The organism is Paenibacillus tyrphae, from assembly GCF_024158745.1.
Lineage (GTDB): Bacteria > Bacillota > Bacilli > Paenibacillales > NBRC-103111 > Paenibacillus_G > Paenibacillus_G tyrfis_A.
This window is the reverse complement of the sequence record NZ_JAMZAW010000001.1, coordinates 468228-491974: the sequence shown is the minus strand read 5'-3', so window position 1 is coordinate 491974 and position 23747 is coordinate 468228. Positions and strand designations below refer to the sequence as shown.

Annotated in this window: 22 protein-coding genes; 14 read left to right on the top strand and 8 right to left on the bottom strand. The window is 54.8% G+C overall.

The features are described from left to right. Nucleotides 1–19 precede the first annotated feature (19 nt). On the top strand, nucleotides 20–1804 hold the full coding sequence (locus NI000_RS02335; RefSeq protein ID WP_375540929.1) for an ABC transporter ATP-binding protein: 1785 nt from the start codon (nucleotides 20–22) through the stop codon (nucleotides 1802–1804). Beyond that, complete coding sequence (locus NI000_RS02330; protein WP_375540928.1) at nucleotides 1801–3534, top strand: ABC transporter ATP-binding protein; 1734 nt, start codon at nucleotides 1801–1803, stop codon at nucleotides 3532–3534. The genes NI000_RS02335 and NI000_RS02330 overlap by 4 nt, the downstream gene beginning before the upstream one ends. A gap of 114 nt (nucleotides 3535–3648) precedes the next feature. Here NI000_RS02330 and NI000_RS02325 read toward each other — a convergent pair whose 3' ends face one another. Genes NI000_RS02325 through NI000_RS02315 form a run of 3 tightly spaced genes read right to left on the bottom strand, consistent with a single transcriptional unit; the run spans nucleotide 3649 to nucleotide 6299 of the window. After that, nucleotides 3649–4704, bottom strand: a complete 1056-nt coding sequence (locus NI000_RS02325; RefSeq protein ID WP_253407321.1) for an ABC transporter substrate-binding protein — start codon at nucleotides 4702–4704, stop codon at nucleotides 3649–3651. Between the two features lie 58 nt (nucleotides 4705–4762). Next, nucleotides 4763–5527 carry an ABC transporter permease gene (locus NI000_RS02320; RefSeq protein WP_054975309.1) on the bottom strand — a complete coding sequence of 255 codons (765 nt, stop codon included), beginning with the start codon at nucleotides 5525–5527 and terminating at the stop codon, nucleotides 4763–4765. Beyond that, the gene (locus NI000_RS02315) at nucleotides 5460–6299 is read right to left on the bottom strand and encodes an ABC transporter ATP-binding protein (protein WP_216796767.1); all 840 of its coding nucleotides are present in this window, start codon (nucleotides 6297–6299) and stop codon (nucleotides 5460–5462) included. The genes NI000_RS02320 and NI000_RS02315 overlap by 68 nt, the downstream gene beginning before the upstream one ends. 181 nt (nucleotides 6300–6480) lie before the next feature. Between NI000_RS02315 and NI000_RS02310 the strand changes: the two genes are divergently transcribed. Continuing rightward, nucleotides 6481–7395: a copper amine oxidase N-terminal domain-containing protein gene (locus tag NI000_RS02310; RefSeq protein WP_253407320.1), complete on the top strand. Its 915-nt coding sequence runs from the start codon at nucleotides 6481–6483 to the stop codon at nucleotides 7393–7395. Here the strand turns inward: NI000_RS02310 and NI000_RS02305 are convergent. Further along, nucleotides 7392–8084, bottom strand: coding sequence for a response regulator transcription factor (locus tag NI000_RS02305; protein ID WP_253407319.1), 693 nt, complete (start codon nucleotides 8082–8084; stop codon nucleotides 7392–7394). The two genes, NI000_RS02310 and NI000_RS02305, sit on opposite strands and share 4 nt — an antisense overlap. 51 nt (nucleotides 8085–8135) lie before the next feature. Beyond that, nucleotides 8136–9263, bottom strand: a complete 1128-nt coding sequence (locus NI000_RS02300; RefSeq protein ID WP_253407317.1) for a sensor histidine kinase — start codon at nucleotides 9261–9263, stop codon at nucleotides 8136–8138. A 149-nt stretch (nucleotides 9264–9412) separates the two neighbouring features. Here NI000_RS02300 and NI000_RS02295 point away from each other — a divergent pair, with 149 nt between their 5' ends. From NI000_RS02295 to NI000_RS02280, 4 genes are all read left to right on the top strand, one after another. After that, on the top strand, nucleotides 9413–10348 hold the full coding sequence (locus NI000_RS02295) for an ABC transporter ATP-binding protein (RefSeq protein WP_253407315.1): 936 nt from the start codon (nucleotides 9413–9415) through the stop codon (nucleotides 10346–10348). Nucleotides 10349–10360: 12 nt separating this feature from the next. After that, on the top strand, nucleotides 10361–11536 hold the full coding sequence (locus NI000_RS02290; RefSeq protein WP_253407313.1) for an ABC transporter permease: 1176 nt from the start codon (nucleotides 10361–10363) through the stop codon (nucleotides 11534–11536). Continuing rightward, nucleotides 11529–12668, top strand: a complete 1140-nt coding sequence (locus NI000_RS02285) for an ABC transporter permease (protein WP_253407311.1) — start codon at nucleotides 11529–11531, stop codon at nucleotides 12666–12668. The genes NI000_RS02290 and NI000_RS02285 overlap by 8 nt, the downstream gene beginning before the upstream one ends. A 308-nt stretch (nucleotides 12669–12976) precedes the next feature. Further along, nucleotides 12977–13573 (top strand): hypothetical protein, encoded by a 597-nt coding sequence (locus tag NI000_RS02280; protein ID WP_253407309.1) that lies wholly within the window; start codon nucleotides 12977–12979, stop codon nucleotides 13571–13573. A gap of 116 nt (nucleotides 13574–13689) precedes the next feature. Here NI000_RS02280 and NI000_RS02275 read toward each other — a convergent pair whose 3' ends face one another. Further along, nucleotides 13690–14277 carry a TetR/AcrR family transcriptional regulator gene (locus NI000_RS02275; protein WP_253407308.1) on the bottom strand — a complete coding sequence of 196 codons (588 nt, stop codon included), beginning with the start codon at nucleotides 14275–14277 and terminating at the stop codon, nucleotides 13690–13692. A 292-nt stretch (nucleotides 14278–14569) separates the two neighbouring features. Between NI000_RS02275 and NI000_RS02270 the strand changes: the two genes are divergently transcribed. The 6 genes from NI000_RS02270 to gndA all read left to right on the top strand — a co-directional run bounded on the left by NI000_RS02270 (nucleotide 14570) and on the right by gndA (nucleotide 22365). Next, a complete protein-coding gene (locus NI000_RS02270; protein WP_253407306.1) occupies nucleotides 14570–15769 on the top strand; it encodes an MFS transporter in 1200 nt (399 codons plus the stop codon). 333 nt (nucleotides 15770–16102) lie between these two features. Continuing rightward, the gene (locus tag NI000_RS02265) at nucleotides 16103–17101 is read left to right on the top strand and encodes a LacI family DNA-binding transcriptional regulator (RefSeq protein ID WP_253407304.1); all 999 of its coding nucleotides are present in this window, start codon (nucleotides 16103–16105) and stop codon (nucleotides 17099–17101) included. A 22-nt stretch (nucleotides 17102–17123) separates the two neighbouring features. Beyond that, entirely contained in the window at nucleotides 17124–18392 is a 1269-nt protein-coding gene (locus NI000_RS02260; RefSeq protein ID WP_253407302.1) for a lactate racemase domain-containing protein, read from the top strand. Then, nucleotides 18393–19952 carry a gluconokinase gene (gene gntK / locus NI000_RS02255; RefSeq protein ID WP_253407300.1) on the top strand — a complete coding sequence of 520 codons (1560 nt, stop codon included), beginning with the start codon at nucleotides 18393–18395 and terminating at the stop codon, nucleotides 19950–19952. A 13-nt stretch (nucleotides 19953–19965) separates the two neighbouring features. Then, a complete protein-coding gene (locus NI000_RS02250) occupies nucleotides 19966–20733 on the top strand; it encodes an SDR family oxidoreductase (RefSeq protein WP_063177679.1) in 768 nt (255 codons plus the stop codon). 219 nt (nucleotides 20734–20952) lie between these two features. Further along, nucleotides 20953–22365 (top strand): NADP-dependent phosphogluconate dehydrogenase, encoded by a 1413-nt coding sequence (gene gndA / locus NI000_RS02245; RefSeq protein ID WP_253407298.1) that lies wholly within the window; start codon nucleotides 20953–20955, stop codon nucleotides 22363–22365. A gap of 4 nt (nucleotides 22366–22369) precedes the next feature. Here gndA and NI000_RS02240 read toward each other — a convergent pair whose 3' ends face one another. Next, complete coding sequence (locus NI000_RS02240) at nucleotides 22370–22711, bottom strand: hypothetical protein (RefSeq protein WP_253407296.1); 342 nt, start codon at nucleotides 22709–22711, stop codon at nucleotides 22370–22372. Nucleotides 22712–22876: 165 nt separating this feature from the next. Here NI000_RS02240 and NI000_RS02235 point away from each other — a divergent pair, with 165 nt between their 5' ends. Further along, on the top strand, nucleotides 22877–23392 hold the full coding sequence (locus NI000_RS02235) for a shikimate kinase (RefSeq protein ID WP_253407295.1): 516 nt from the start codon (nucleotides 22877–22879) through the stop codon (nucleotides 23390–23392). Here NI000_RS02235 and NI000_RS02230 read toward each other — a convergent pair. After that, nucleotides 23389–23682 (bottom strand): rhodanese-like domain-containing protein, encoded by a 294-nt coding sequence (locus NI000_RS02230; protein WP_253407293.1) that lies wholly within the window; start codon nucleotides 23680–23682, stop codon nucleotides 23389–23391. The two genes, NI000_RS02235 and NI000_RS02230, sit on opposite strands and share 4 nt — an antisense overlap. Nucleotides 23683–23747: the final 65 nt, after the last annotated feature.

Here is a 23747-nt window from a genome sequence, read left to right as displayed (position 1 = left end):
CTTGAAAGGGGACAAATGGGTGGTACAAGAACGCAAACCTAGGTTGACCTTATGGAAGGCCGTCTCCTGGCTGTGGAAATTCGCGAAGCCTTACAGGGGATGGATGCTCCTCGGCATCGTCGCAGCGATGGCGGCGGCCGTCATCGAGGTGTGGACGGGCAGTTTGACCCAGCAGCTGACGTCCAGTGCGGAGAACGGGGCGGAGCAATCGGTCGTCCGCATCGTTTACATCGTTTTTACGATTATCCTGATCGGGGTTCCCGCCAAATTTTTTATGGTCTACGGAGTGGAAAAAAGCAGCGCCCTGGTCGTGAGAGATATCCGCAATCACCTGATGAACCATATAGGAAAATTACCTGTTCACTATCTGGAAAAACAACACTCCGGCGATGTTCTTTCGAGGCTAAGCAGCGATTTGCGGCTTATCCAGCAATTTTTGACCCGCGATTTGGCCCAATGGTTTTATCACCCGCTTCTGTTCATCGGCTGCTTCGTTTGTCTGATTTGGATTCAATGGCAGCTCGTGGTGTTCAGCTTGCTGCTGCTTCCCTTTTCCCTGCTGGCTTCCCAGTGGATCGGGAATCAATTGCGCCAGCTCACCGAAGAGGCTCAGGAAAATATGGGGCGGATGAACTCCAATCTGCAGGATACGCTGGGCGGCATGCCGATCGTTAAAAGTTACCTGCTATCGGGGATCATGTTTCGAGCGTATCAATCCCTGCTTCACCTGACGCTGCAAAAAAAATTGGCGTTGAAAAAAAGGGAGGCCTGGATTACTCCCGTTCTGTTTACGCTGATGATCAGCCCGATCGTCTTCTCGGTGATCTACGGAAGCTATTTAATTTCCAAGGGCTTGTTCAGCACGGGAGAGCTGGTTGCTTTTCTATACCTGCTGAATCTGTGCCTGGACCCGCTTGACCATATTCCGACACTCATTACGAGCTCATTTGAAATGAGCGGGGCGTTGAAAAGGGTAGTAGACATTGTGAACCAGCCCGCCGAAAACCAGGAGGGGCACGCGATTGCAAGAACGGAGCAGCCGCCCATCGAGTTCGATAACGTCAGCTTCGCTTATGAGCCGGATTCCCCGATTCTTCGGAACTTGAGCTTTACCGTGCCGAAAGGGAAGACGATTGCTTTGGTGGGAGCGAGCGGCGGGGGAAAAAGCACCGTATTCAAGCTTTTATGCGGCTTTTATTCCTTGCAGGAGGGTCAAGGGACGATCAAAGTATTCGGTCAACCGATTAAGAACTGTAATTTGACCGACCTGCGGTCTCATTTCTCCGTGATGACGCAGGATTCGTATTTGTTCGGCGGCACCGTCGCCGAAAATATCGCTTACGGCCGGGCCAACGCTTCGATGGATGAGGTGATCGAGGCCGCCAAGCTGGCCAATGCGCACTCTTTCATCATGGAGCTTCCGGAAGGGTATCAGACCGAGGTGGGCGAGCGGGGTGGATTTCTGTCCGGCGGCCAGCGACAGCGTATTGCCATTGCGCGCGCTTTTCTGAAGGACGCGCCCATTCTGCTGCTGGACGAGCCGACCTCCGCTCTGGATACGGAGTCGGAAATGTTCGTCCAGGAAGCGCTGAGCGTCCTGATGAAGGAAAGGACGACCATCGTCATTGCCCACCGGCTGTCTACCATCGAGAATGCGGATGAAATTTGGGTCATGGACCAGGGAGCGGTTGCTGAAGCGGGGAGTCACGCTCAACTGTTGGCCGAAAAAGGGCTGTATGCCCAATCGTACCATCAGGAATTTACAGCCGATGCTGGCAAGAACAGGGAGGTGGCTTATACGTGAATAGCGGCGTCATGCTCACCTATATGAAAGAGCTCGGCTACATGATGAGCTTCATGAATCCGCGGCGCAGAGTCCAATATTTCGTGGGGCTCGTCGTCAGCACGATCGTTCATACCTTGTTCTTCGTAGCGTTCAGCCTGGTAATTCAGCGTTTGGTCAATTTTGCCCAGACTCAGGATTCCAGTCTGATGTATCAGGCCTTTTACATATTGGGAGGCTCGCTGTTGATCGTCAATCTGATCGCCCCCGGGTTCACCTATATGTATCAGCGCAGCGTGGAATATACGATGGTCGATATCCGCGAGCGTATATACCGTAAGCTGTGCAGGCTTCGCGTCGGGTATCTGGAGCAGACGCATAACGGGGATTTGGTTTCGAGAATGACCAATGATGTCTCGACTCTGGAAATGACGTACACGAGCGTGTTTTTCGCGATCCTGCTGCAGCTCACGCTCAGTATAGGAGCCGTCGTGACGATGTTCGTCATGCACTGGCAATTGGCGAGCGCTTCGTTTGTACTGCTGCTCCTTTCCTTTGCGATCAGCATCCGGTTTGTCCGGCAAATTCGAACACTGTACGAGCAGTCGCTTAACCTGCTGGGCAAAATGACGGAGAAGTTTTCCGACTTTATCGGGGGGATCCAGCTTGTAAAGCTGTTCCATATCCGTCCGATTTTTGCCCAGTACGGCGAGTTGAACGAGCAGGTAACGAAGGTGGCCGCGCAAACCGCCACCAAAAACGGCATGCTGGCCGCAGTCAATCATTTCGTCAGCTATGTTACGTTCTGCGGCATGATTGTCGTCGGCGGGCTGCTGTACGCTCACGGCCTTATCGCCATGGGGACGGTGGTGGCGTTGGCGGTTCTTCAGATCAGCTTGACGCACGCGATTTTGAATTTCGGCACGTTTTTGTCGCAAGCGCAAAACTCGTTAGCCGGCGCACTTCGCATCAAAGAGGTTCTGGAGGAGCAGGACGAGCCCGAGCGCATCGGCCTTGGCGGGGAAGACCGGGTGTCGCCCGCCATGGTGGAGTTCCGCGACGTCGAATTTTCCTATCAAGCGGATAAAAAGGTGCTGTACGGCATGTCCATGCAGGTGTATCCGGGCCAAGTCGCGGCGATTGTCGGGGCAAGCGGCAGCGGCAAGAGCACGCTGATCAAATTGCTGCTGGGCTTTTACCCGGTTGACCGGGGAGAAATTATGCTGCAGGGCAAGTCGTTTGGTCACTACACCTTGGAGGAGATACGCGGGCAAATCGCCTATGTGCCACAAGACGCCTTTCTGTTCAGCGGAACGATCGAGGAAAACATTCGTTACGGCAATCCGCAGGCGACGACGGACGAGGTGATCGAGGCTGCCAAAGCGGCTTATGCGCATCATTTTATACAGGAGCTGCCCGAGCAGTACAACACCCAAGTAGGGGAGCGGGGAGCGTCACTATCGGGCGGGCAAAGACAGCGTATTGCCATTGCCAGGGCGATCCTGAAAAATGCACCGATCTTGCTGCTGGACGAGGCTACCTCCGCGCTCGATACCGAATCGGAATATTGGGTGCAGGAGGCGATGAACCGCTTGATGAAAGGGCGCACGACCATAATGATTGCCCATCGTTTAAGCACGGTGGAGAAAGCCGATTTCATTGTGGTGATGAACCAGGGCAGCGTGGTGGAGCAGGGCGCCCATCAACAATTGCTTGACCGCGGAGGCTATTACGCGAAGCTGTACGGATAGCTGAAAGGAATCCCTCGGGCGGGGTCAATTCCGACAGCCGCAAATGCACAAAACAGGCAGAGGCCGATAACGGCTCCTGCCTGTTTGTTATGCGCTGATGTGCAGCTTGCTGATTTATTTGCCCTGCTTCACTTCGTTCAAGAGCGAGAGGTCGAGGAATTTGCTCAGATCCAGCTCCTCTTTCTTCGCGTCCTTGATGTAGCCGGCCTCGATGGAGACGCGGGCCATTTCTTCGATCGCTTCCTTGCTGACGTCCGTCGTCAGATTCAAGTGGGAGATCGCCGCTTTAATCAAAGCGACATCCATTCCTTTTCCGCTGAGCGTTTTCAGCTGGTTGTTGATCAGTTCATACGCTTTGTCCGGATTTTTCTTGATAAAGTCGATCGCGTCCGCGTTGGCTTGAATAGCTCCCTTCGCCAGTTCGCGGTTGTCTTTCAGGAACTTGTCACCGGCAACGAGAATCGTGAGCGGATAATTGCCGTTGTTCGGCGGGATTTGATCCCACGGGGCGATCACTTTGCCGATACCTTCCTGCTCCATCTGCGTACCCCACGGCTCGGGAATGAGCGCCGCGTCGATTTCTTTCTGGCGCATCGCCACGAGCGTGTCCGCCGGAGCCCGGGCAATCAGCTGCACGCCGCTCTTGTCGGTCGTCACGTTCAGATTATTTTGCTTCAGCAGCAGGCGGAGCGAAATTTCGTTCGTGCTGCCTTTCGTCGGGATGGCGACGGTTTTGCCGACCAAATCCTTGACGCTGTTGATGCCGGAATCTTTGCCGGCCACAAGCACTGCGCCTCCGTTATTCGAACCGGAAATGACGCGGAAGTTTTTGCTTTTCAGGAACTGGTTCGTCGAAGGTCCGGGACCGACGAAGCCCAGGTCAATCTGATCCGTAGCCAGCGCGGTGGAGAAGTCGGACCCGTTGTCGAACGGCGTCACCTCGATCTTGACGTTCTCGCCCCAATATTTTTTGAACAAGCCTTGCTCCAGAGCGACATAGCCCGGCGCGTGGGTAACGTTCTTGAAGATGCCGAGCCGTACTGTTTTCGCCGCGGCCGGTTTGTTCGCTCCGGCGGCTCCGTCTTTTGGCGCTTCCGTTTTGCTTCCGCAGGCGGAAAGCGCAAGCGATGCGGTCAGAACGACCGCCAGCAGTGCAGACCACTTTTTCATCGTATCGTTTCTCTCCTTTGTTTAGCACCGGCCGTTTGGCCGTGCTGCCCCCGATAGGTTATTTTTTGCCGCTGATTAAGCCGTAGCGCAGTAATAGTTTATCCTCAAGCCGCTTGAAGCAAAAGTGGTCGGACACCGTGCCGAGCACGGCGATGATGATCACGATGCAGAGCATGAGCGCCGTATCCGCCAGATTGCGGCCGTCCTGCAGCAGCTGTCCGAGGCCGACGCCTTTGGCAATCAGCTCGCCCGCGACAAGCGCCCGCCAGGCAAAAGCCCAGGCGACGCGAACGCCGGTAATCATGTGAGGGAACGCGGCAGGAACCATGATTTGGTAAAACATTCGCATGCCGTCGCCGGTTCCCATCGTTTGCGCGGCCTTGATATAAATGGAAGGGATATTTTTGATCCCCGTCCGGCTGGCCATCGCCATCGTCCATGTGGCGCCCAGCATGGTGATGAATATGACCGAGAAATCGTTCATTCCGAACCAGATGATAGCAAAAGGCAGCCAGGCGATACTCGGAATCGTCTGCAGCGCCACGACCAGAAAGCCGATCGTGTCGTCGATTAAGCGGTACCGGGCGAACAGGAAGCCGAGCACCGTGCCGACCAGGATCGAGACGGCGAATGCGAGCAGAAGCCGCTTCAGACTTTGAAACGTCGCTTCAAGCAGTTGGCCGTGGACGAATCCGTCGTAGAACGCTTGAAACGTCTGGGTGACGGAAGGGAACTTCCAGCCCCAGTCGAATATTCTAAATCCCGCTTCCCACGCTATCAAGAGCAGAACCAGGAAGAGGCCCCTTCTTAATGCTGTACTCATCGCCCATCTCCTCCTTTACCACTTTTTCCAGCTCGTCGGCCAGCGCATCCATAATGCTGGCTTCCACGTGATGCAGGACGGAGTCGGCGTAATCGCGGGGACGCGCCGCCTGAACGGCGAATTCCTTCTTGATTTTCCCGGGACGGGTCGACATGACCAGCACGCGGTCCGACAAGATGACGGCTTCCCGGATGTTATGCGTAATGAACAGGATCGTTTTGCGCGTCCGCATCCAAATTTCTTCAAGCTCCTTGTGCAAAATGAGCCGGGTCTGTTCGTCCAGTGCCGCAAAAGGCTCATCCATCAGCAAAATTTCCGGGTCCATCGCCAGCGCCCGGGCAATGGCCGCTCGCTGTTTCATGCCGCCTGACAGCTCGTGCGGGTAGCGGTCCGCGAATTTGCTCAGGTGCACCGCTTTGATCTGCTCCATCGCCATTGCTTCGCGTTCCTTTTTGCCGATGCCTTTTTGCTTCAGTCCGAACGCAACGTTATCTAACACCGTCAGCCAAGGGAACAAGGCGTGCTCCTGAAAGACGACGACGCGGTCGGGTCCGGGTGCGCTGCAAGGCTTGCCGTTCACCGTAATGGTTCCCTGCTCGGCTTGCTCCAGGCCGGCGACCAAATTGAGCAGCGTGGATTTGCCGCATCCCGACGGGCCGAGCAGCGAGACGAATTCGCCCTTGCGGATCGTCAGGGAAACGTTGTCAATGGCGGTAAAACTGCCGCCGGTGCGCTGATGGAACGTCTTGCTGACGTCTTTGATTTCAATCAATGGGTTCACTCTCCTCGAAGAGACATGAGAAAACGCATAATCAACTATACCAACTTATTTTATAGGAATTAGGTGTATTGTCAACAACAAATTTTGCAGGATTTCGCGGTCTTTTGTCGAATGATAGAAGCAGACCACATTTTTCCTATTTTATAGAAAGGTATGGGTGTGAATGAAGCGAATGAAGCGAGTCGCGGTACTTGCCGCGATCATTAGCGGAGCGTTCGCCGCCGGCGTTTACGCCGAGGACGTTTTGCAGCGGGTTGACGCTTACCTGCGTCCCGATTTCAATCTCGTCCTGGACGGGGAGTCCGTCAAGCTGTCGGAATCGCCGCTGGTGTATAAGGACAAGAGTTACCTGCCGCTGGCTGATCTGACCCGGCTGCTTGGCGCCAACCTGCTTTGGAGAGAAGATACGAAGACGATCTACATCAACAGCCGGATCAATCCCGAGCAGAAGCCGGAGGATTCGAACCAGGAATACGAATCGATCGAGCTGTCCGACCCATACTCGATCCGGCTCAAATACCTTGGGGCGGAGTACCCGATGCTTCTCACGTATAACAAGAAGAACTTGTCCGCCTACGTCCCGTACTACCGGGAAGCCGACGTGAAACGGATGGGCATCGATACGAGCGGCTTGAAGAAAGCGCGGGAGCGCCTGACCGGTGTGGTGTACATCAATGAGCAGGAGCTGAAGAAGCGCTGGAGGCAGAACCCGGAGCAGGTGTACGCCACCAATGGCGACAATTACATCATCAACGGGGAAGTAAGCCCGAAAAAGATTGATACGCTGCGGACGTATATCAAAAATTCGCAGATGCTCAAGTATGGGGAAATGGTGTTCTACCAAAAAGCGGTGATTATCGACAAGCGCGAGGAAGAGGACGAGTACGATTACTTGTTCTACGAAACCGTACAGTTGCCAATCGCTCCAAACAGCCCTCCGCCGCCGAACGGAGGCGTGGTCAAGCGGTTTATGCTGGGTCGTCTGAAGCTGACTAAAAACAATGCTTCCTCCGAGCTTAGCTACATCGTCAACATGGTCGACCGCATAGATTTGCAGGAGGAAGCCAACAAACGGGGCACTCGTTAATCTTCGTGTTTCCAATAGAGAATGGCGATTTGCGTCCGGTCCCTCAGACCGAGCTTGCTCAAAATCTCCGATATGTAATTTTTGATCGTCCCTTCGCTCAGGAACAATTCCTGGGCGATTTCTTTATTGGACAATCCTTCCGCGATTTTCTCGACGACCTGCTTCTCCGTAGGGGTGAGGCCGTACGATTCGAACCTGGCAAAAGGGTCCTTGCGGCTCTGCGTCACTTGTTCCAAAGCCGCCTCCGGTTGCGCTTGCACGGGAGATTGGGGATGAATCCAGCCGGTCAGCTTGCGGGCAATATCCGGGTGGATGAGCCAGTTGCCTTGGTGAACCGTTTTAATGCCCTGCACGATACGGTCCGGCGGGATATTCTTGAGCAGGTAACCGCTTGCGCCGTTGCGCAGCGCCTCGACGATATAATCGTCATCGTCGAAGGTCGTCAGAATGAGCACGCGGGTATCGGGCGACGTCCGCTTGATGTTCAGCGTACCTTCGACCCCGGAGCAGTTAGGCATGCGAATATCCATCAGCACGACATCGGCGGTTTGTCCGTCGGTAAAAAAGCGGTGGGCTTCGTTTCCGTCGCCGCACGCTCCGACTACGCGTAGTTCCGGATCCAGCTCCAAAATCATTTTCATGCTTTCGCGGATAAACGGGTCGTCATCAACAATCAATACTCGAATCATGGCAGCAATACCCGCCTCCTCATGGTTGGAATCTTTCGTCGGTGCCTCTTATTACGCGCCGGGTGTCGGCACGAGGGTTGTGACGGCGAACCGGCCATCGGTTTGAATGCGGAGCTCTCCGCCTACCAGCCGCGTCCGTTCCTCCATGCCGCTGAGACCGAGTCCCCTGCCCACAGCGGTCGAATCCGGCAGCGTCCCGTTATTGGAAACGGTCATGGAGACGTTATCCTCCTCGAAGCTCAGCTCGATAAGCACCTCGGTAGCCTGCCCGTGACGAAGGGCGTTGGTCACGGCTTCTTGAGCATTCCGGTAAAGAACGATTTCAAGACTCGGGTAAAGCGGGCGGGGCATGCCGGCGATTTCGCAGCGAATTTGAAGCTGCGGATCGGCTGCGAAGTCCTCGATCAGCCGCTTGAGCGAGAAGCTCTGTCCCTCCTCCGCCGGCGGCTTCATCCGCCGGACCGTCCGCCGCAGCGTCTCCATCGCTTCCGTCAGCTGATCCCGAACGATCCGGGTCATCTCCATGCCTTTCTCCGGCTGCCCGGGCGAAATCCGGATGATCGCTTCCAGCATCATTTTCAGCCGGATCAGCTTATGTCCGAGATCGTCGTGAATTTCGTGCGAGATGCGGGTCCGCTCCTCCGTCTGCGCCAACTGCTCCACCTTGCCGGCGTATTCGACAAGTCTTCTGCGGGCGGCATCCAGCTCGTAGGCTTTGCTTCGCAATTCGTCGTACACTTGCTCCAGCTCCCGCTTCCGGTCGCCGGTTTCCGCCCAGCCGTACAGCAGCAGCGCGCCGGTGGCAAGCAGCAGATTGGCCGTAAGCTTCAGCTCCATGTCGGGATGGGCGGTGAGCGAACCGTTCAAAAGGACAACCTGCAGCGCAAGCAGAAACCAGCGGAGTCCCGAGCGCTCCTTCAGCATATAAGCCGTCAACGTGGAATAATGACAGGCGAACATCATCCCTTCCATTTGCAGGCTGAGCCAGGTGACGAACAGCATTTCGGCCGCAGCCGCCAAGTTCTGTGCCCGTCCCGGCAGCCAAGAGCGGCTTATTTCCGCAACGGCAAGCAGGACCAGCGTATAGAAAGCGAGCTGTCCGCTTCGTTCGAGCGGCAGCATATAAGCCGTGCTGACGGCGGGAAAAAGAATCAGTGCGTATCGCAGCAGTAAAAGCATCCCTTATGCGCCTCCATATGCGATTATATCATAAGGCGGGCCTTCGTGACTTTCGTCATTCCCAACAAATGACGAAAGCTACCTGCTTTACGTCATGAAGGACGGTACAATACAATCAAAGCACATCACCTTACAAGGAGCGGGCTCACGTGTCATTTATCGAAATCAAAGATGTCGTCAAACGGTACGGCGGCAACATTTCCGTAGATCATTTGAAATTAAGCATCCGGCAGGGGGAAGTATTCGGTCTGCTCGGGCCGAACGGAGCCGGGAAAAGCACCACGATCAAAATGCTCTGCGGGCTGCTCAAAATCGATCAAGGCGAAATGCGGATCGAAGGCATTTCCGTTGCCGCCAGTCCGCTCGAGATCAAGCGGAGGATCGGTCTCGTGCCGCAGGAGCTCGCGATATACGAAAACTTGACGGCCCGTGAAAACGTCACGTTTTTCGGTAAGCTGTACGGTCTGCGGGGAGAGCTGCTGCGCGAGCGGGTGCAGGAAGCGCTGGAGTTCGTAGGGCTGTCGGACCGTCAGGGCGAGAAGCCCGGCGCTTACTCGGGAGGGATGAAGCGGCGGCTGAACATCGCGTGCGCGATCATGCACCGGCCGAAGCTGATCATTATGGACGAGCCGACGGTCGGGATCGACCCGCAATCCCGCAACCATATCCTCGATTCGGTCCGCAAGCTGAATCAGATGGGCTCGACCATCATTTATACGAGCCATTATATGGAAGAGGTTGCCGCAATCAGCACGCGGGTCGGGATTATCGATCACGGCCACTTGATCGCCTGCGGCACGCAGGAGGATTTGCGGGCGCTCGTCTCCTCGGACGAGAAGCTGATCGTCAAAGTCGCCGAGGTCAAGGAAGAAGCTGTGGCCGAGCTGCAGGCGCATCCGCGCATCCAGCAAGTGGCGAGAAACGACCGGACGCTTGAAATTTATTTGCCGTCCTCGCCCAATTCGCTGCAGGACATCTTGTATATTTTATCGAAGCATCAGGTCGTCATTCAATCGCTGAGCCGCGTGGAACCGGACCTGGAGGCGCTGTTCCTGTCATTGACGGGGCGGACGCTTCGGGATTAGGGGGCGGAGAGCATGCGGATTTTATGGACCGTAGCATGTTACGAGCTTCTGCGGTTAAGCCGCATCAAAGTGGTGATGCTCGTTTTGTTTTTGCTGCCGCTGGTTCTGATCTTAATTCTGGGCTCGGCGCTCTCCAAGGAGTTTAAAGCGGAGGATGTCAAGATCACGCCCGTGAAGGTCGCCGTGGTGAATCTGGATCAGAGCCGGTGGAGCGAGCCGCTCAAGGCGTATTTGGACAATCCGAGAACCAAGGAAATCCTCCAGACGCAGGAATCGTCCAGCCGCGACGAAGCGGTGCGTGCGCTTCAAGAGGGAGGAGCCGAATACGGTCTGATCGTGCCTGAGGGCTTCGGGGAAGCTTTGCTGCAAGGAAAACCGGCTTCGTGGGAGCTGATTGCAGGGAAGGACCGGGGACAAAACCTGATCGCCGAGACGGCGCTGGAAAGCTATCTCGCTTACGCGAACAGCATGCAGGCTGCCGCCCTGACTTTGGGGCCGCAGGCCGTAATGACTCAGTTGGCAGATGCATCCGTTTATGCCGGCGTTTCGGAAACGTTCGTTGCGGAGGGCAGGCTGGGAAACGAGGGCAAGGAATATACGGCGCTTCAATATTATGCCGTCTCGATGCTCGTCATGTTCATGCTTTACGCCGGGATGACGGCATCCATCAGCCTGGTGAACGAGCGTGAGGATCACACGCTGTTCAGACTCGGCTCCATGCCGGTAACGATGAATCAGATCATGTTCGGGAAAATGCTCGGGAACGGCCTGCTGACCTTGATTCAGGCGTGTGTCATCATCGGTGTGACGCACTATGCGTATGGCGTCGACTGGGGGAATCGTCCGACCATCCTGCTTGCGGTATGTCTGGCCGTCACGCTGGCTTCGATGGCGCTGGCGATGTTAAGCTCGCTGTACTGCCGCAACATCAAGTCGGTGACGATGGCGTTCCAGATCGTCATTATGCTGATGACTTTTTTAAGCGGAGGCTTTGATCCGCAGTTAGGGGCACTTATGCGGATCGGGCAATTTACGGTCAATCATTGGGCCATGCAAAGCATCCTGCAGATGATGCTGGATGGAAAACCGCAGCTCGTGCTGCATCATGTTACGGTTTTGGCTGCGATCGCCGCCGCGCTGGCGGCCGTTGCCTTCGCGGCGTACCGGAAGGTGGGATACCGTGAATAGTCTCTTTATTGCCGTCAATTTAATCAAAAGGACGATCGGAAACCGGAGAGGCTTTCTTTTGTTTATCGTCGCCCCGGCTTTGATCGTGTCGCTCATTATCGGCTTTGCCGCGAAGCAGGACGAGAAGGCATCCGTCCTTTATATCAATGCGGACGAAGGGCCGGTAGGCCGGCATATTTTGCGGGAGCTTGAGCATACCGGCCGTTACCGGCTTTCCGCTGCGGCAACTCCCGACGCGATGCGGACGGCGGTAATCGAGCACAAAGCAGATGCCGCTTTCCTCATCCCCGAGGGCTTCTCCCAAGGGTTGAAGGAAGGCCGGGCCATGCGCGTCGAGCAGTTGGAGCTGTCCATGAGCGAGGCATCCTTCACGCTGCGGATGAGCTTGGACCAAACGATCCGCCGGGTGAGCACGGCAATGCGCGCGCTGGATGCTTCAGGTCAGGCGGACGACCGGCTGAATCTATTGCTGGAGCAGGTAGAGAAGCATCAGGTTCGTGCGACGCGCACCGACTACGGTTGGTACGCCAGTCCGGCGCTCGGCCTCGCTACGGGTATCCTGCTGATGTTCCTGATGGGGCTGGTCAACAGCTCCGTCGCTATCATGGTCGAAGACCGGAAGCAAAAAACGATGACCCGAATGTTTACGGCTCCCGTTCGCGCCTACGAAATCATGCTTGGCAATTTCCTCGGCAGCTTCGTGGTAGGCACGCTGCAAATCGTGCTCGTGTTGGCGTTTACCCGGTATGCGATGAACTTTTCGTACGGGCTGCCTTTCATGCAGCATCTGCTTGTGATGGAGTGCTTCCTGCTGGCGGTCATCGGCATCGGCAGCGCGGTGGCCGGATTGATTCGCAACAGTGAGAATATCGGCGCGGTCAACTCGATGGTTACGGCACCGACCTGCATGTTGGGGGGCTGCTTCTGGCCGGTATCGATCATGCCCGAGTTCATGCAGAAGCTGGCCAATTTCGTGCCGCAGACCTGGGCGATCGAGGCCATTCGCAGGCTCGGCTCGGGGCAAGGGCTGGGGGATGTCGCCATGCATCTGGGCGTGCTGGGACTGTTCGCTTTGGTGCTGCTCGGCATCGGCTCCGTCGTGATGAAGCCGGGCGAAACGGAAGCCGGCTAGCGGCGGGAGGCAATTAAAATATACGTCATAACGTCTTCGCCTTGGAGCGGAGGCGTTTTTTGTTTCGGAGGCAGCGCGACCACAAAAAAATAGGTTCAAAAAACGTTAAAAAAATCAATAATCCAAGTTGCTAAATCATATGATTCATAATAAGATAGAACTAAGAAACAGAATAGTCAGAAAATTCTATCAAAGAGATAAGCTTGTTCGACTAGCGTTCACGCCAATACACACGCCGGCAGCAGCACGGACCGAACCAGAAGACGTCGCTGTTCATTAAGCAAGATATCATCAAGGAGGGGATTGCCGTGAGCAAGAGTCATGAGGTGGAATATTGCAACCTTGAGTTACGGTTTGACCGTCGGCTAATCCGTAACTTCATCAAAACACTCATTCAAGAAGGCTACTCGCTCTATTGGAACGAGAGCGACCAACAGTTTATCGTCTCGATCCGTACCGGCCGCAAGCTGGTAAAGCTGCGGTTTCAGCGGATCGGCGAGCGGTATAAAATCGTGGGCAATTACTCCTTCAAAGACGAAAAGCTGGCGGAGCTGATGGAAAAGATGATCGGCGATACCCGCGGACACGCGGTAGTAAAGCGCTTTAAAGACCGGCAGATTCTGATTGAAAACATCATGTTCGGCGAAATCATCCGTATGGTTGAAATTTCGGGGGTGGAACATAAGGTGTTATTCCAAAAGGAACCAGTGGTCACGGTGGAAGAAATGATGCAGGCGTTCCGGTCCAGACGACCGGACGAACGGATTCCGGTACTGCGGCTGGAGTTGGATTACGAGCTGGCTACGCTGCATGATGCGATGCAGGAGGGAGACCGGGAAGCGGTCGAACGATGTAAGGAGAAGCTGATGGAACTCCGGCATGAGATGCTGCTGCTTGAAATGTAACTTCATAATATGGCTGCAGAAGGGCGTTGGCGGAACGTACCGCAGCGCAGCGAACAGCCGCTGAAGGCCTGTGCGGGATTGGGAGCACAGGCCTTTTTAACGTGTTATCAAATGGGCTAGGTCGCACGAATTCCTTCAAATGCGTTCATTACCAATTGCTGCACATAGGCATCGTCCAATGTTTCGCCTGTCACAAGCAAGCGATAGAAAATCGGTCCGTAAATGAGATCGATGCATAATCCGATATCGAGATTTTTTTTCAATTCCCCGCGCTGAATCCCTTTTTCCAGAAGCTGACTGGCCTCAAGCCGGCGGGGCTGGAAATATCGGGTTCGATAGGCTTCAGCCAATCCGGGATCAAACTGCCCTTCGCCTAATAACTCCGTAATGATGGTCCCCTCCCGACTTGTCAAAAACCGGGTTACATTCGTAGCGTGAATGAGAATATCGTTCAAGGTCGAGCCCGTATCAGGCACGGGTAACCTTGCCGTGGCGGCAAAAAGAAAACCATCCATAACAACGGCAGCCTTGTTAGGCCACCATTTATAAATCGTGGCTTTGCTGACTTTGGCGCGATCTGCAATTTTATCAACTGTGACCGCTGCAAAGCCATGTTCCAACAATAATTCATAGGAAGCGGAAAGGATAGAGTTTTGAGTTTCGACATTACGCGGCCGACCTCTTTTGCCGTGCACCGTAATCATCCCTTTCGTAAATTCACGTCTTACGCGCAAATATAAACTATACGTTCAGTATAACAATTATGGACAAAAAAGAAAAATTGAAACTGCCCATTTACAAAACTGTACGTTCAGTATATTATTGCATTATCAATTTAACAAACTATACGTTCAGTATTTAAAAAAACGATTAGGAGGGGATTGAGCACTAACATGAGGAAAAAGCCGCTTCAAATTATAGTTGCTGGGGATCGTTAGCCGTTTTTTTTGCTGGGACTGTTGAGCATTTATTTTTAAAAATAAGGAGCTGCCTAAGATGACTACGTTAAAAAATAAACAAGCCATCGAGAAAAATATTCCGACATGGTTGGCCATTCTTTTGGCGACGGCATGCGGTATCATTGTCGCTAATCTTTACTATGCACAGCCCTTGATCGGGTTAATCAGTTCTTCCATCGGACTCTCTGAAAGCAGCGCCGGCTTTATCGTAACGCTAACGCAGATCGGTTACGTTGTCGGCTTGCTATTTGTCGTACCTTTGGGAGATATTGTTGAAAACCGAAGGCTGATCGTCGTATCGTTACTTCTTACGGCAATAGCCCTCGCAGCAGCTGCTATGGCGAAACAGCCATTGCTTTTCTTAGGGGCTTCTCTTTTTATCGGGTTGGGTTCGGTTGCAGCCCAAGTACTTGTACCATTTGCTTCATACCTGGCAACAGAATCGACTCGCGGCCGTGTTGTCGGCAATATCATGAGCGGTTTGTTGCTTGGAATTATGCTATCGCGACCTTTGTCCAGTCTGGTAGCTGATTTCTTTGGCTGGCATGCCATATTCGCTTTGTCCGCCGCAGCCGTTGTTATTTTGGCGATCGTTCTGTCGAAAGTGCTGCCTGCAAGAAGGCCGAATACAAACACACGCTATGCAGCACTGCTTGCTTCGATGTGGCACCTGCTGCGAACGACCCCGATCTTACGCCGTCGCGCTGCATATCATGCGTGTGTATTTGCGACGTTCAGCTTATTTTGGACAACTGTTCCCTTACTGTTATCCAGCCCGGTTTTTCATTTTTCCCAGAAAGACATTGCGTTGTTCGCACTTGCCGGAGTCGCGGGTGCGGTAGCTGCCCCCATTGCCGGACGGCTGGCTGATCGCGGCTGGACGAGACCCGGAACATGGATAGCGCTCGCTACGGTCATCATTTCTGTTTTGCTGCCGCTCCTGATCCAAACCGGCTCAGCCATCGGAGTAGCCGTTCTGGTCATTTCAGCCATATTGCTGGACGCGGGAGTATCCGCCAATCTTGTGCTCGGACAACGCGCGATCTTTTCCTTGGGACCAGAAATTCGCAGTCGTTTGAACGGACTTTTCATGGCTATTTTCTTTTTTGGCGGAGCTATCGGTTCCTCAATTGGGGCATGGGCGTATGCCTCAGGGGGATGGAGTACAGCGTTATGGATCGGAATAGCTTTCCCGGTCGCTGCCATGCTTTATTTTGCCACAGAGAAGAAGTCATAAAAACGGCTTCGGACAAGCATTGGGACGAGTGAATTGAAATGCAACCGATTATTTCTATCATCGAAACGATCAGGATTAAATCTGGTTCATTAAATAAGATGGCCATTGGGCTGGCTTGAGCTTGTTGAGAAAATGGGCTTTTACAAAAATAGAGATGCAAACGGAAGTGGATACCCCACCTCCCTACGTCACCTCTATAACCTCATTTGACTACAAAAGAGATTCATCGATTTCATACATCGTACAAAAAGTCCGTTTTGTGTTGAATATACGCAAGAAAATAGCATTGTTAACGTGTGCATTTCTGTGTTATGATGAATGAGAGGTGGTCCCATGAGTGTTACGATCAAAGACATCGCCAAATTGGCCGGCGTGTCGCATACGACCGTTTCCCGGGCATTGAACGACAGCCCGCTGATCAACCCGGAAACGAAAGAGCGCATCAAAGCGATTGCGGGAAGCATGAACTATACTCCGAATTACAGCGCGCGAAGCTTGGTGCTGGATCGATCATACAATTTAGGGCTGTTTTTTACAACCTTGCATACCGGTACCTCCGCCGGATTTTTGTACGAAGCCATCAAAGGCGTAAATGACGTCATTAAAGACGATTACAACTTGATTGTCCGCGGGATTGACGATTACAAGAGCTTTCATAAGGTGAACCGCAAAAATTTCGACGGCATCATCGTCATGAGCCAAAGCGAAAGCGACCAGTCGTTCATCGAATATGCTTCGGACAAAGAAATTCCGCTTGTAGTGCTGAACCGGCCCGTCGAAAGCGTCCAAGTGATGAACTTCGTCCCGGACGACCAGAGCGGCGCTTACCGGCTTACGGAATATTTGGTGCAGCAGGGACACCGCGATATTGCCATCATCGAGGGGAAACAGGGCTTCAAATCGACGCAAGCCCGCCGCGACGGCTATCGCGAGGCGCTCCGCAAGCACGGGATTTCCGTACCGGAAGCGTATTACGTCAGCGGCAACTACGATCTGGAAAGCGGCCACGCGGCCATGAGCAAGCTGCTGGAGCTTCCCGACCGGCCGACCGCCGTCTTTTGCTGCAACGACGACATGGCGCTCGGTGCGGTGAAAGCCGTGACGGAGCGGGGCTTGTCGGTGCCGGAAGACATCTCGGTAGCAGGCTTCGACGACCACCTGTTCTCGGCTTTCATGTCGCCAGCGCTGACCACGGTTCGCAGGCCGATCGAAGAGCTGAGCCGGGCCGGGGCGGAGACGCTCCTGAAGTTCATCGAGACGAAGCATTCGGAAAAATCGGTCGTTCTATTCCATACGGAGCTGGTTATCCGCGACTCCGTCAAATCCTTATAATTCGTTTGGGGAGGCAAGTAACATGAGCGTACTCAGAACGCTTCTGCAAGACATCCCGATGCCGCAAATGGTCCGCATCCGTCAAAAATTCGACGGAACCCGGCTCGAGCGCCCGACCGAGGATTTGGAGCGCGAGCTGGCGAAGCCCGGCGCCATCGACCGGATCAAGCCGGGCCAGCAGGTGGCCGTGGCAGTAGGCAGCCGCGGCGTGGCGAACATCGCCGCCTTCACCCGGATGACGATCGATGCGATCAAACGGGCAGGCGCCCATCCGTTCATCGTCCCCTGCATGGGCAGCCACGGAGGCGCGACCGCCGAAGGACAGAAGGAAGTACTTCACCATCTCGGCGTTACGGAGGAAGCGATGGGGGTGCGGATCCGCTCGACGATGGAGGTCGTGCAGATCGACCAACTGCCGAACGGCCTTCCGGTTTACGTCGATAAATACGCATACGAGGCGGACGCCATCGTCGTCATCAACCGGGTGAAGCCGCACACCGCCTTCCGCGGCAAAATCGAAAGCGGCATTATGAAAATGATTTCCATCGGGCTCGGCAAGCAAAAAGGGGCGGAAGCGTGCCACCAGCTCGGCTTCAAATATATGGCTGAGAACGTGCCGGCTATGGCGCGGATTATGATCGAGAAGCTACCGATCCTGTTCGGCGTGGCGCTTGTGGAAAATGCATACGACGAAACGTGCATCGTCGAAGTGCTGCCCGCAGCTCAAGTGGAGGAACGCGAGATGGTGCTGCTCGAGATCGCCAAAGCCCGGCTGCCGAAAATTTTGTTTGATCAAATCGACGTGCTCGTCATCGATTACATCGGCAAAAACATCAGCGGCGACGGCATGGACCCGAACATCACCGGCCGTTATCCGACACCGTACGCACATGGCGGCCCCGACGTGTCCAAGATGGTCGTGCTCGATACGACGCCGGAGACGAAAGGCAACGCCAATGGCGTCGGCACGGCCGATTTCACGACGCAGCGGCTGGTCGACAAAATGGACCTGGCTGCGACCTACGCCAACGGGCTGACTTCCACCGTATGCGCGCCGACCAAAATCGCAACGACGCTCGAAAACGACCTGTACGCCATCAAAGCCGCGGTCAAAACTTGCAATATTTTGGATTATACCCAATGCCGGCTTGTGCGTATACGGGATACGCTGCATTTGGGCGAAATCGAGATTTCGGTCAATCTGCTTGAGGAAGCGAAGCTTCATCCGGATATCGAGATTTTGACCGAACCGTACGATCTGTCATTCAACAGCGAAGGGAATCTGGTATAAATGAGCGGTTTGTCTGTACCCAAGCCTTACATCATCGCCGCGGACATCGGCACGACGAGCACCAAGACGCTGGTGATCGACCGGAGCGGCCGCGTGCTTGCGTCCCATGCGGTGGAGTATCCGCTTTACACGCCCAAGCCGGATATGGCCGAGCAGGACCCGGAAGAAATTTATCAAGCGGTTCTTACCGCCATTCGCAAAGTCGTCCGCAAAGCGGCCATTTTGCCCGGACAAGTGCTGTGCGTCTCGTTCAGCTCGGCGATGCACAGCCTGATCGCGGTGGACCGCGATTTGACTCCGCTAACGCGCTGCATCACATGGGCCGACAACCGCAGTGTTGGCTACGTCAAAGTGCTGAAGGAAGAGCTGAACGGCCATGACATTTACCGGAACACGGGCACTCCGATTCATCCGATGTCGCCTCTGCTGAAGCTGATGTGGTTCAGGGACAATCGGCCGGATCTGTTCGAGCAGGCGTATAAGTTTATCGGCATCAAAGAATACGTGTTCGGCAAGCTGTTCGGCAAGCTGGTGATCGACTATTCGCTGGCAAGCTGCACTGGTCTCTTCAACCTGCGGGAGCTGGCGTGGGATAAGCAGGCGCTCGAAGCCTGTGGCGTCCGCCCCGAGCAGCTGTCGGAGCCCGTATCGACTACGCACGTGCTGCAAGGGCTGACTGTCGGGAATGCAGCCTCGATGGGGCTCTCGGCGGATACGCCTTTTGTCGTAGGCGCGTCCGACGGCGTGCTGGCCAACCTCGGCGTCGGCGCTTTCGAACCGGGTGTTTACGCGGTAACGATCGGGACCAGCGGCGCTGTTCGCGGCGTCGTGCGCGAGCCGATAACCGATCTGAAGGGCCGATTGTTCTGCTATGCGCTTAAGGAAGATTTCTGGGTCGTCGGAGGCGCGATCAACAATGGCGGCATCATGTTCCGCTGGGTCCGCGATCAGCTCGCCACGGCGGAAGCGGAAGAAGGACGCCGCAGAGGCATGGACCCGTACGACTATTTGACGTCTTTGGCGCGCGAGGTAGCTGCCGGCTCGGACGGACTTATCTTCCTGCCGCTGCTTACCGGCGAGCGGGCGCCGTACTGGAACGCGAACGCGCGCGGCGTATTTTTCGGATTATCGCTTTATCATCAGAAGAAGCATATGATCCGGGCGGTGCTGGAAGGTGTCATGTACCGGATTCATTCGGTCGTATCCGCGCTGGAGGAGCTCAGCGGCCCGACCCGGGAGGTACGCGCTTCCGGCGGCTTTGCCCGCTCTTCGTTCTGGCTCCAGATGATGGCCGACGTGCTGAACGCGAACGTCGCCGTGCCAAATACGATCGAAAGCTCCGGCCTCGGGGCGGCGCAGCTCGGCATGCTGGCGCTCGGCGAGATTAAGGATTTCTCCAGCGTTCACGATTGGATGCAGGTGGAGCAGTCGCTTCGCGCAAGTGAGCCGAACCACGAAGTATATCAACAGTTGACAAAAATTTATAATCGTGTGTACCATCAGTTGAAGGATGAGTTTGATGCCATCACCTCCTTTCAACAGATTCACACGCAATCTTAGGAGGCGTCGGGCCATGAACTTATTCGATTTATCGGGAAAAACGGCAGTTATCATCGGAGGCAACAGCACCTTAGGCGGCACGATGGGGATTGCGCTTGGCGGACACGGGGCGGATGTCGCGGTGGTCGGGCGCAATATGGAGAAATCCGAAGAAGTTGCGAAGCGGATCGAAGCGGCCGGCGGACGGGCCAAGTGCTTTTCGGCGGATGCGACGAATGCCGAGGACTTGAAGCGGGTGCTGTCCGAAGTGCTTGCGTGGACAGGGCGCTGCGATATTTTGATGAACTGTCCGGGCAAAAACAGCGCGACGCCGTTTTTTGACATTACGATGGACGAATGGGATTCGATTATGGAAGTGAATCTCAAAAGCGTCGTGTTGGCGTGTCAAATTTTTGGGAAGCATATGGTGGACAAAGGCGAAGGAGGCAGCATCATTAACATCTCCTCCGTATCTTCGGACCCGCCGCTGTCCAAAGTGTTCACGTACTCCGCTTCCAAAGCGGCGGTGAACAACGTCACCCAATTTCTGGCGCGCGAATTCGCTCCGGCGCGCGTGCGTGTCAATGCCATCATTCCGGGCTTCTTCCCGGCTGAGCAAAACCGCAAAATTTTGTCTCCCGAGCGTGTCGAATCCATCATGCGTCATACGCCGATGAATCGTTTCGGCGAAGCGGAAGAGCTTCAGGGCGCAGCCGTGTATCTGGCTTCGGAGAAAGCTTCGAGTTTCGTCACCGGCACGGTGCTGCGGGTGGACGGGGGCTTCGGAGCGATGACGATTTAAGGGTGGAAGCCAATTCCCAATCTGATTGCGGTGCAGCAATATCCATCTCCGGTCGCTCTTGAAAATGGATTCCTTGAATTTACCTTGCGGTAAGAATCCATTTTCAAAGGCAACACGCAGGCTCTTCGATGGATATTCTGACCTCCGTCTCTTGGGAGAAGTTCCAAACCCCCTAAATCGTCAAAATTAAAATAGAAAAAGGAAGGAAGAGAAACCACAATGTCCAAACAACAAGTCGGCGTTATCGGCCTTGCGGTCATGGGGAAAAACCTGGCTCTGAACATCGAAAGCAGAGGCTTCACGGTGTCCGTCTTCAACCGTTCGCGGGAGAAAACGGATGCGCTGCTCGCTGAAGCGCAAGGCAAGAAGCTGGTCGGTACATACAGCATCGAGGAATTCGTAGCTTCGCTCGAAACGCCTCGCAAAATTTTAATCATGGTGCAAGCGGGCCATGCGACGGACGACACGATTAACCAGTTGGTTCCTCATCTGGAAAAAGGCGATATTATCATCGACGGCGGCAACGCATTTTTCCCGGACACCCAGCGCCGCAACAAAGAGCTGGAAGCGCACGGCCTTCGCTTTATCGGTACCGGCGTATCCGGCGGGGAGGAAGGCGCGTTGAAAGGTCCTTCGATCATGCCGGGCGGGCAAAAGGACGCCTACGAGCTGGTCGCTCCGATTCTGACGGCCATTTCGGCCAAAGTGAACGGCGACCCTTGCTGCACCTACATCGGACCGGACGGCGCCGGCCATTACGTCAAGATGGTGCATAACGGCATCGAATACGGCGACATGCAGCTCATCTGCGAAGCGTACCATCTGCTCAAAGACGTGCTTGGCGTCAGCACGCAGGAGCTTCATGAGATTTTCGCCGATTGGAACAAGGGCGAGCTGGACAGCTACCTGATCGAAATCACAACCGACATTTTCACCAAATACGATCAGGAAACGGGCAAGCCGATGGTCGATGTCATTCTCGATTCCGCCGGCCAGAAGGGTACAGGCAAATGGACAAGCCAAAGCGCGCTTGATCTGGGCGTTCCGTTGTCCATCATTACCGAATCCGTCTTCTCCCGCTTCATCTCGGCCATGAAAGAAGAGCGCGTTGCGGCCAGCAAAGTGCTGAACGGACCGAAGCAAGCGGCTTTCGACGGCGACCGCGCGGCGTTTATCGAAGCGGTACGGAAGGCACTATATGCGAGCAAAATTTGCTCTTACGCGCAGGGCTTCGCCCAAATGAGAGCGGCAAGCGAGGAATACAACTGGAGCCTGGACTACGGCAGCATTGCGATGATTTTCCGCGGCGGCTGCATTATCCGCGCCCGTTTCCTGCAGAACATCAAGGATGCGTACGACCGCAATCCGGAGTTGAAAAACCTGCTGCTTGACGAATACTTCAAGGGCATCGTGGAGCAGTACCAAGACGCTTGGAGAAACGTCGTCGCAACGGCAATCACCCGCGGCGTGCCGGTTCCGGCCTTCGCTTCCGCGCTGGCTTACTACGACAGCTACCGGACCGAGCGTTTGCCGGCCAACCTGCTGCAAGCGCAGCGCGATTATTTCGGCGCGCATACCTTCAAGCGGGTCGACAAAGAAGGCACCTTCCACTTCCACTGGATGGAAAACTAAGCGGCTACAGGTGCCTTTTGATGCGATCCGGCTTGACCGGATGCAGACCGAAGGACGCTTCGTACAACCAGCTCTTAAGCCGGTCGGTCTCCATATCGTGGCCGCCTCGCCGCTGAATGAGCATCAAAGCGATTTCGGCAAAATATCGGAAGTTTTTAAGCAGCCGTGGCTGGGAAAGATCCGTCAAGTTCGGGTCTTCCTCGGCCACCTTTTTTTTAATATACTCCAGCATCCAGACGATTTCTTCTCGGCATAAGGGTCTTGTGGGATCCATGATTTGTTCCAGCTTGTGCTCGGTCCAGTAGGGACCGGCTGCGCTGGTTTGCGATAGGGCGCCTTGCGTCATATGACCGTGTTCTCCCTTCGGGAAATATGCATTAAACATCATGACTGATCTGGCTGGAATTTATTCACAACCATCTTATGTTTTTGCCAAACTTTCTATTCACACGGTGTCGGCTATGATATGATAGGGTCAGTTGAATGATGCGAAAGTCAGAGGTGCAGGGAAGTGGAATACTGTAACATCGTGTTGGTCGGTATGATGGGAACCGGCAAATCCTCCGTCGGACAAGCGCTCGCTTCGAGGCTGAACTGGGTGTATGAGGATACGGACGCTGCCATTGAGCGGGTACACGGAATGAGCATTACCCGAATGTTTGCAGAGCTCGGAGAGCCCTTCTTCCGCAAAGCGGAAAGCGAGACGATCGAACGGACGCTCCAAGGTCAGCATCAGGTGATAGCGACCGGAGGCGGGGCCGTTCTGGCAGAGCAAAACCGGATTCTTATGCAGCGCAGCGGTCTGGTTGTCGCGCTGAAGGCGTCCGCCGAAACGATCATCGAGCGGGTCCGGTCCGATCAAAGCCGTCCTTTGCTGCAAGGCGGAGTCGAAGACCGCGTACGCCACATTATGGAAAGCCGCAAGCACGCGTACGATTTTGCGGATCTCCATGTGGATACGGACGGCAAGACCGTCGGGCAGATCGTGGACGAGATTTGCAGCCGCTTGGAGCGGGAGCGGGCTTAAAGCTGCTCCCACTCCAGCATGCCGCCGGTCATGTTGACAAGCCCGGTGAAGCCTTGGGCTTCCAAATATTCAAGCGCCCGCCCGCTGCGATTGCCGCTGCGGCAGACGAGAATCGTTTCGCTGTGCTGCGGAATTTCGTCAAGGCGCTGAGGGATGTCCATCAAAGGAATATGCTTGGCTCCCGGGATCATGCCGAGCGCGACTTCTTCCGGTTCGCGCACGTCGATGAGGGTAAGCATTTCGCCGTTTTCAAGCCGTTGCTTGACTTCTTGCGGGGTAATCGTATGCATCAATACAGCCTCCTTCTCCTTCGGCTTGCGGCCGACTTGCCTTCATCATAAAAAGAAAACGGCAG

What these genes read in the sequence shown, in the direction of transcription:
- NI000_RS02305 (WP_253407319.1), bottom strand. Translation starts at nt 8,084, where the DNA reads ATGATTCGAGTATTGATTGTTGATGACGACCCGTTTATCCGCGAAAGC.
- NI000_RS02260 (WP_253407302.1), top strand. Translation starts at nt 17,124, where the DNA reads ATGAGCGTACTCAGAACGCTTCTGCAAGACATCCCGATGCCGCAAATG.
- NI000_RS02290 (WP_253407313.1), top strand. Translation starts at nt 10,361, where the DNA reads ATGCGGATTTTATGGACCGTAGCATGTTACGAGCTTCTGCGGTTAAGC.
- NI000_RS02310 (WP_253407320.1), top strand. Translation starts at nt 6,481, where the DNA reads ATGAAGCGAGTCGCGGTACTTGCCGCGATCATTAGCGGAGCGTTCGCC.
- NI000_RS02240 (WP_253407296.1), bottom strand. Translation starts at nt 22,711, where the DNA reads ATGACGCAAGGCGCCCTATCGCAAACCAGCGCAGCCGGTCCCTACTGG.
- NI000_RS02250 (WP_063177679.1), top strand. Translation starts at nt 19,966, where the DNA reads ATGAACTTATTCGATTTATCGGGAAAAACGGCAGTTATCATCGGAGGC.
- NI000_RS02320 (WP_054975309.1), bottom strand. Translation starts at nt 5,527, where the DNA reads ATGAGTACAGCATTAAGAAGGGGCCTCTTCCTGGTTCTGCTCTTGATA.
- NI000_RS02300 (WP_253407317.1), bottom strand. Translation starts at nt 9,263, where the DNA reads ATGCTTTTACTGCTGCGATACGCACTGATTCTTTTTCCCGCCGTCAGC.
- NI000_RS02265 (WP_253407304.1), top strand. Translation starts at nt 16,103, where the DNA reads ATGAGTGTTACGATCAAAGACATCGCCAAATTGGCCGGCGTGTCGCAT.
- NI000_RS02230 (WP_253407293.1), bottom strand. Translation starts at nt 23,682, where the DNA reads ATGCATACGATTACCCCGCAAGAAGTCAAGCAACGGCTTGAAAACGGC.
- NI000_RS02325 (WP_253407321.1), bottom strand. Translation starts at nt 4,704, where the DNA reads ATGAAAAAGTGGTCTGCACTGCTGGCGGTCGTTCTGACCGCATCGCTT.
- gndA (WP_253407298.1), top strand. Translation starts at nt 20,953, where the DNA reads ATGTCCAAACAACAAGTCGGCGTTATCGGCCTTGCGGTCATGGGGAAA.
- NI000_RS02270 (WP_253407306.1), top strand. Translation starts at nt 14,570, where the DNA reads ATGACTACGTTAAAAAATAAACAAGCCATCGAGAAAAATATTCCGACA.
- NI000_RS02275 (WP_253407308.1), bottom strand. Translation starts at nt 14,277, where the DNA reads ATGATTACGGTGCACGGCAAAAGAGGTCGGCCGCGTAATGTCGAAACT.
- gntK (WP_253407300.1), top strand. Translation starts at nt 18,393, where the DNA reads ATGAGCGGTTTGTCTGTACCCAAGCCTTACATCATCGCCGCGGACATC.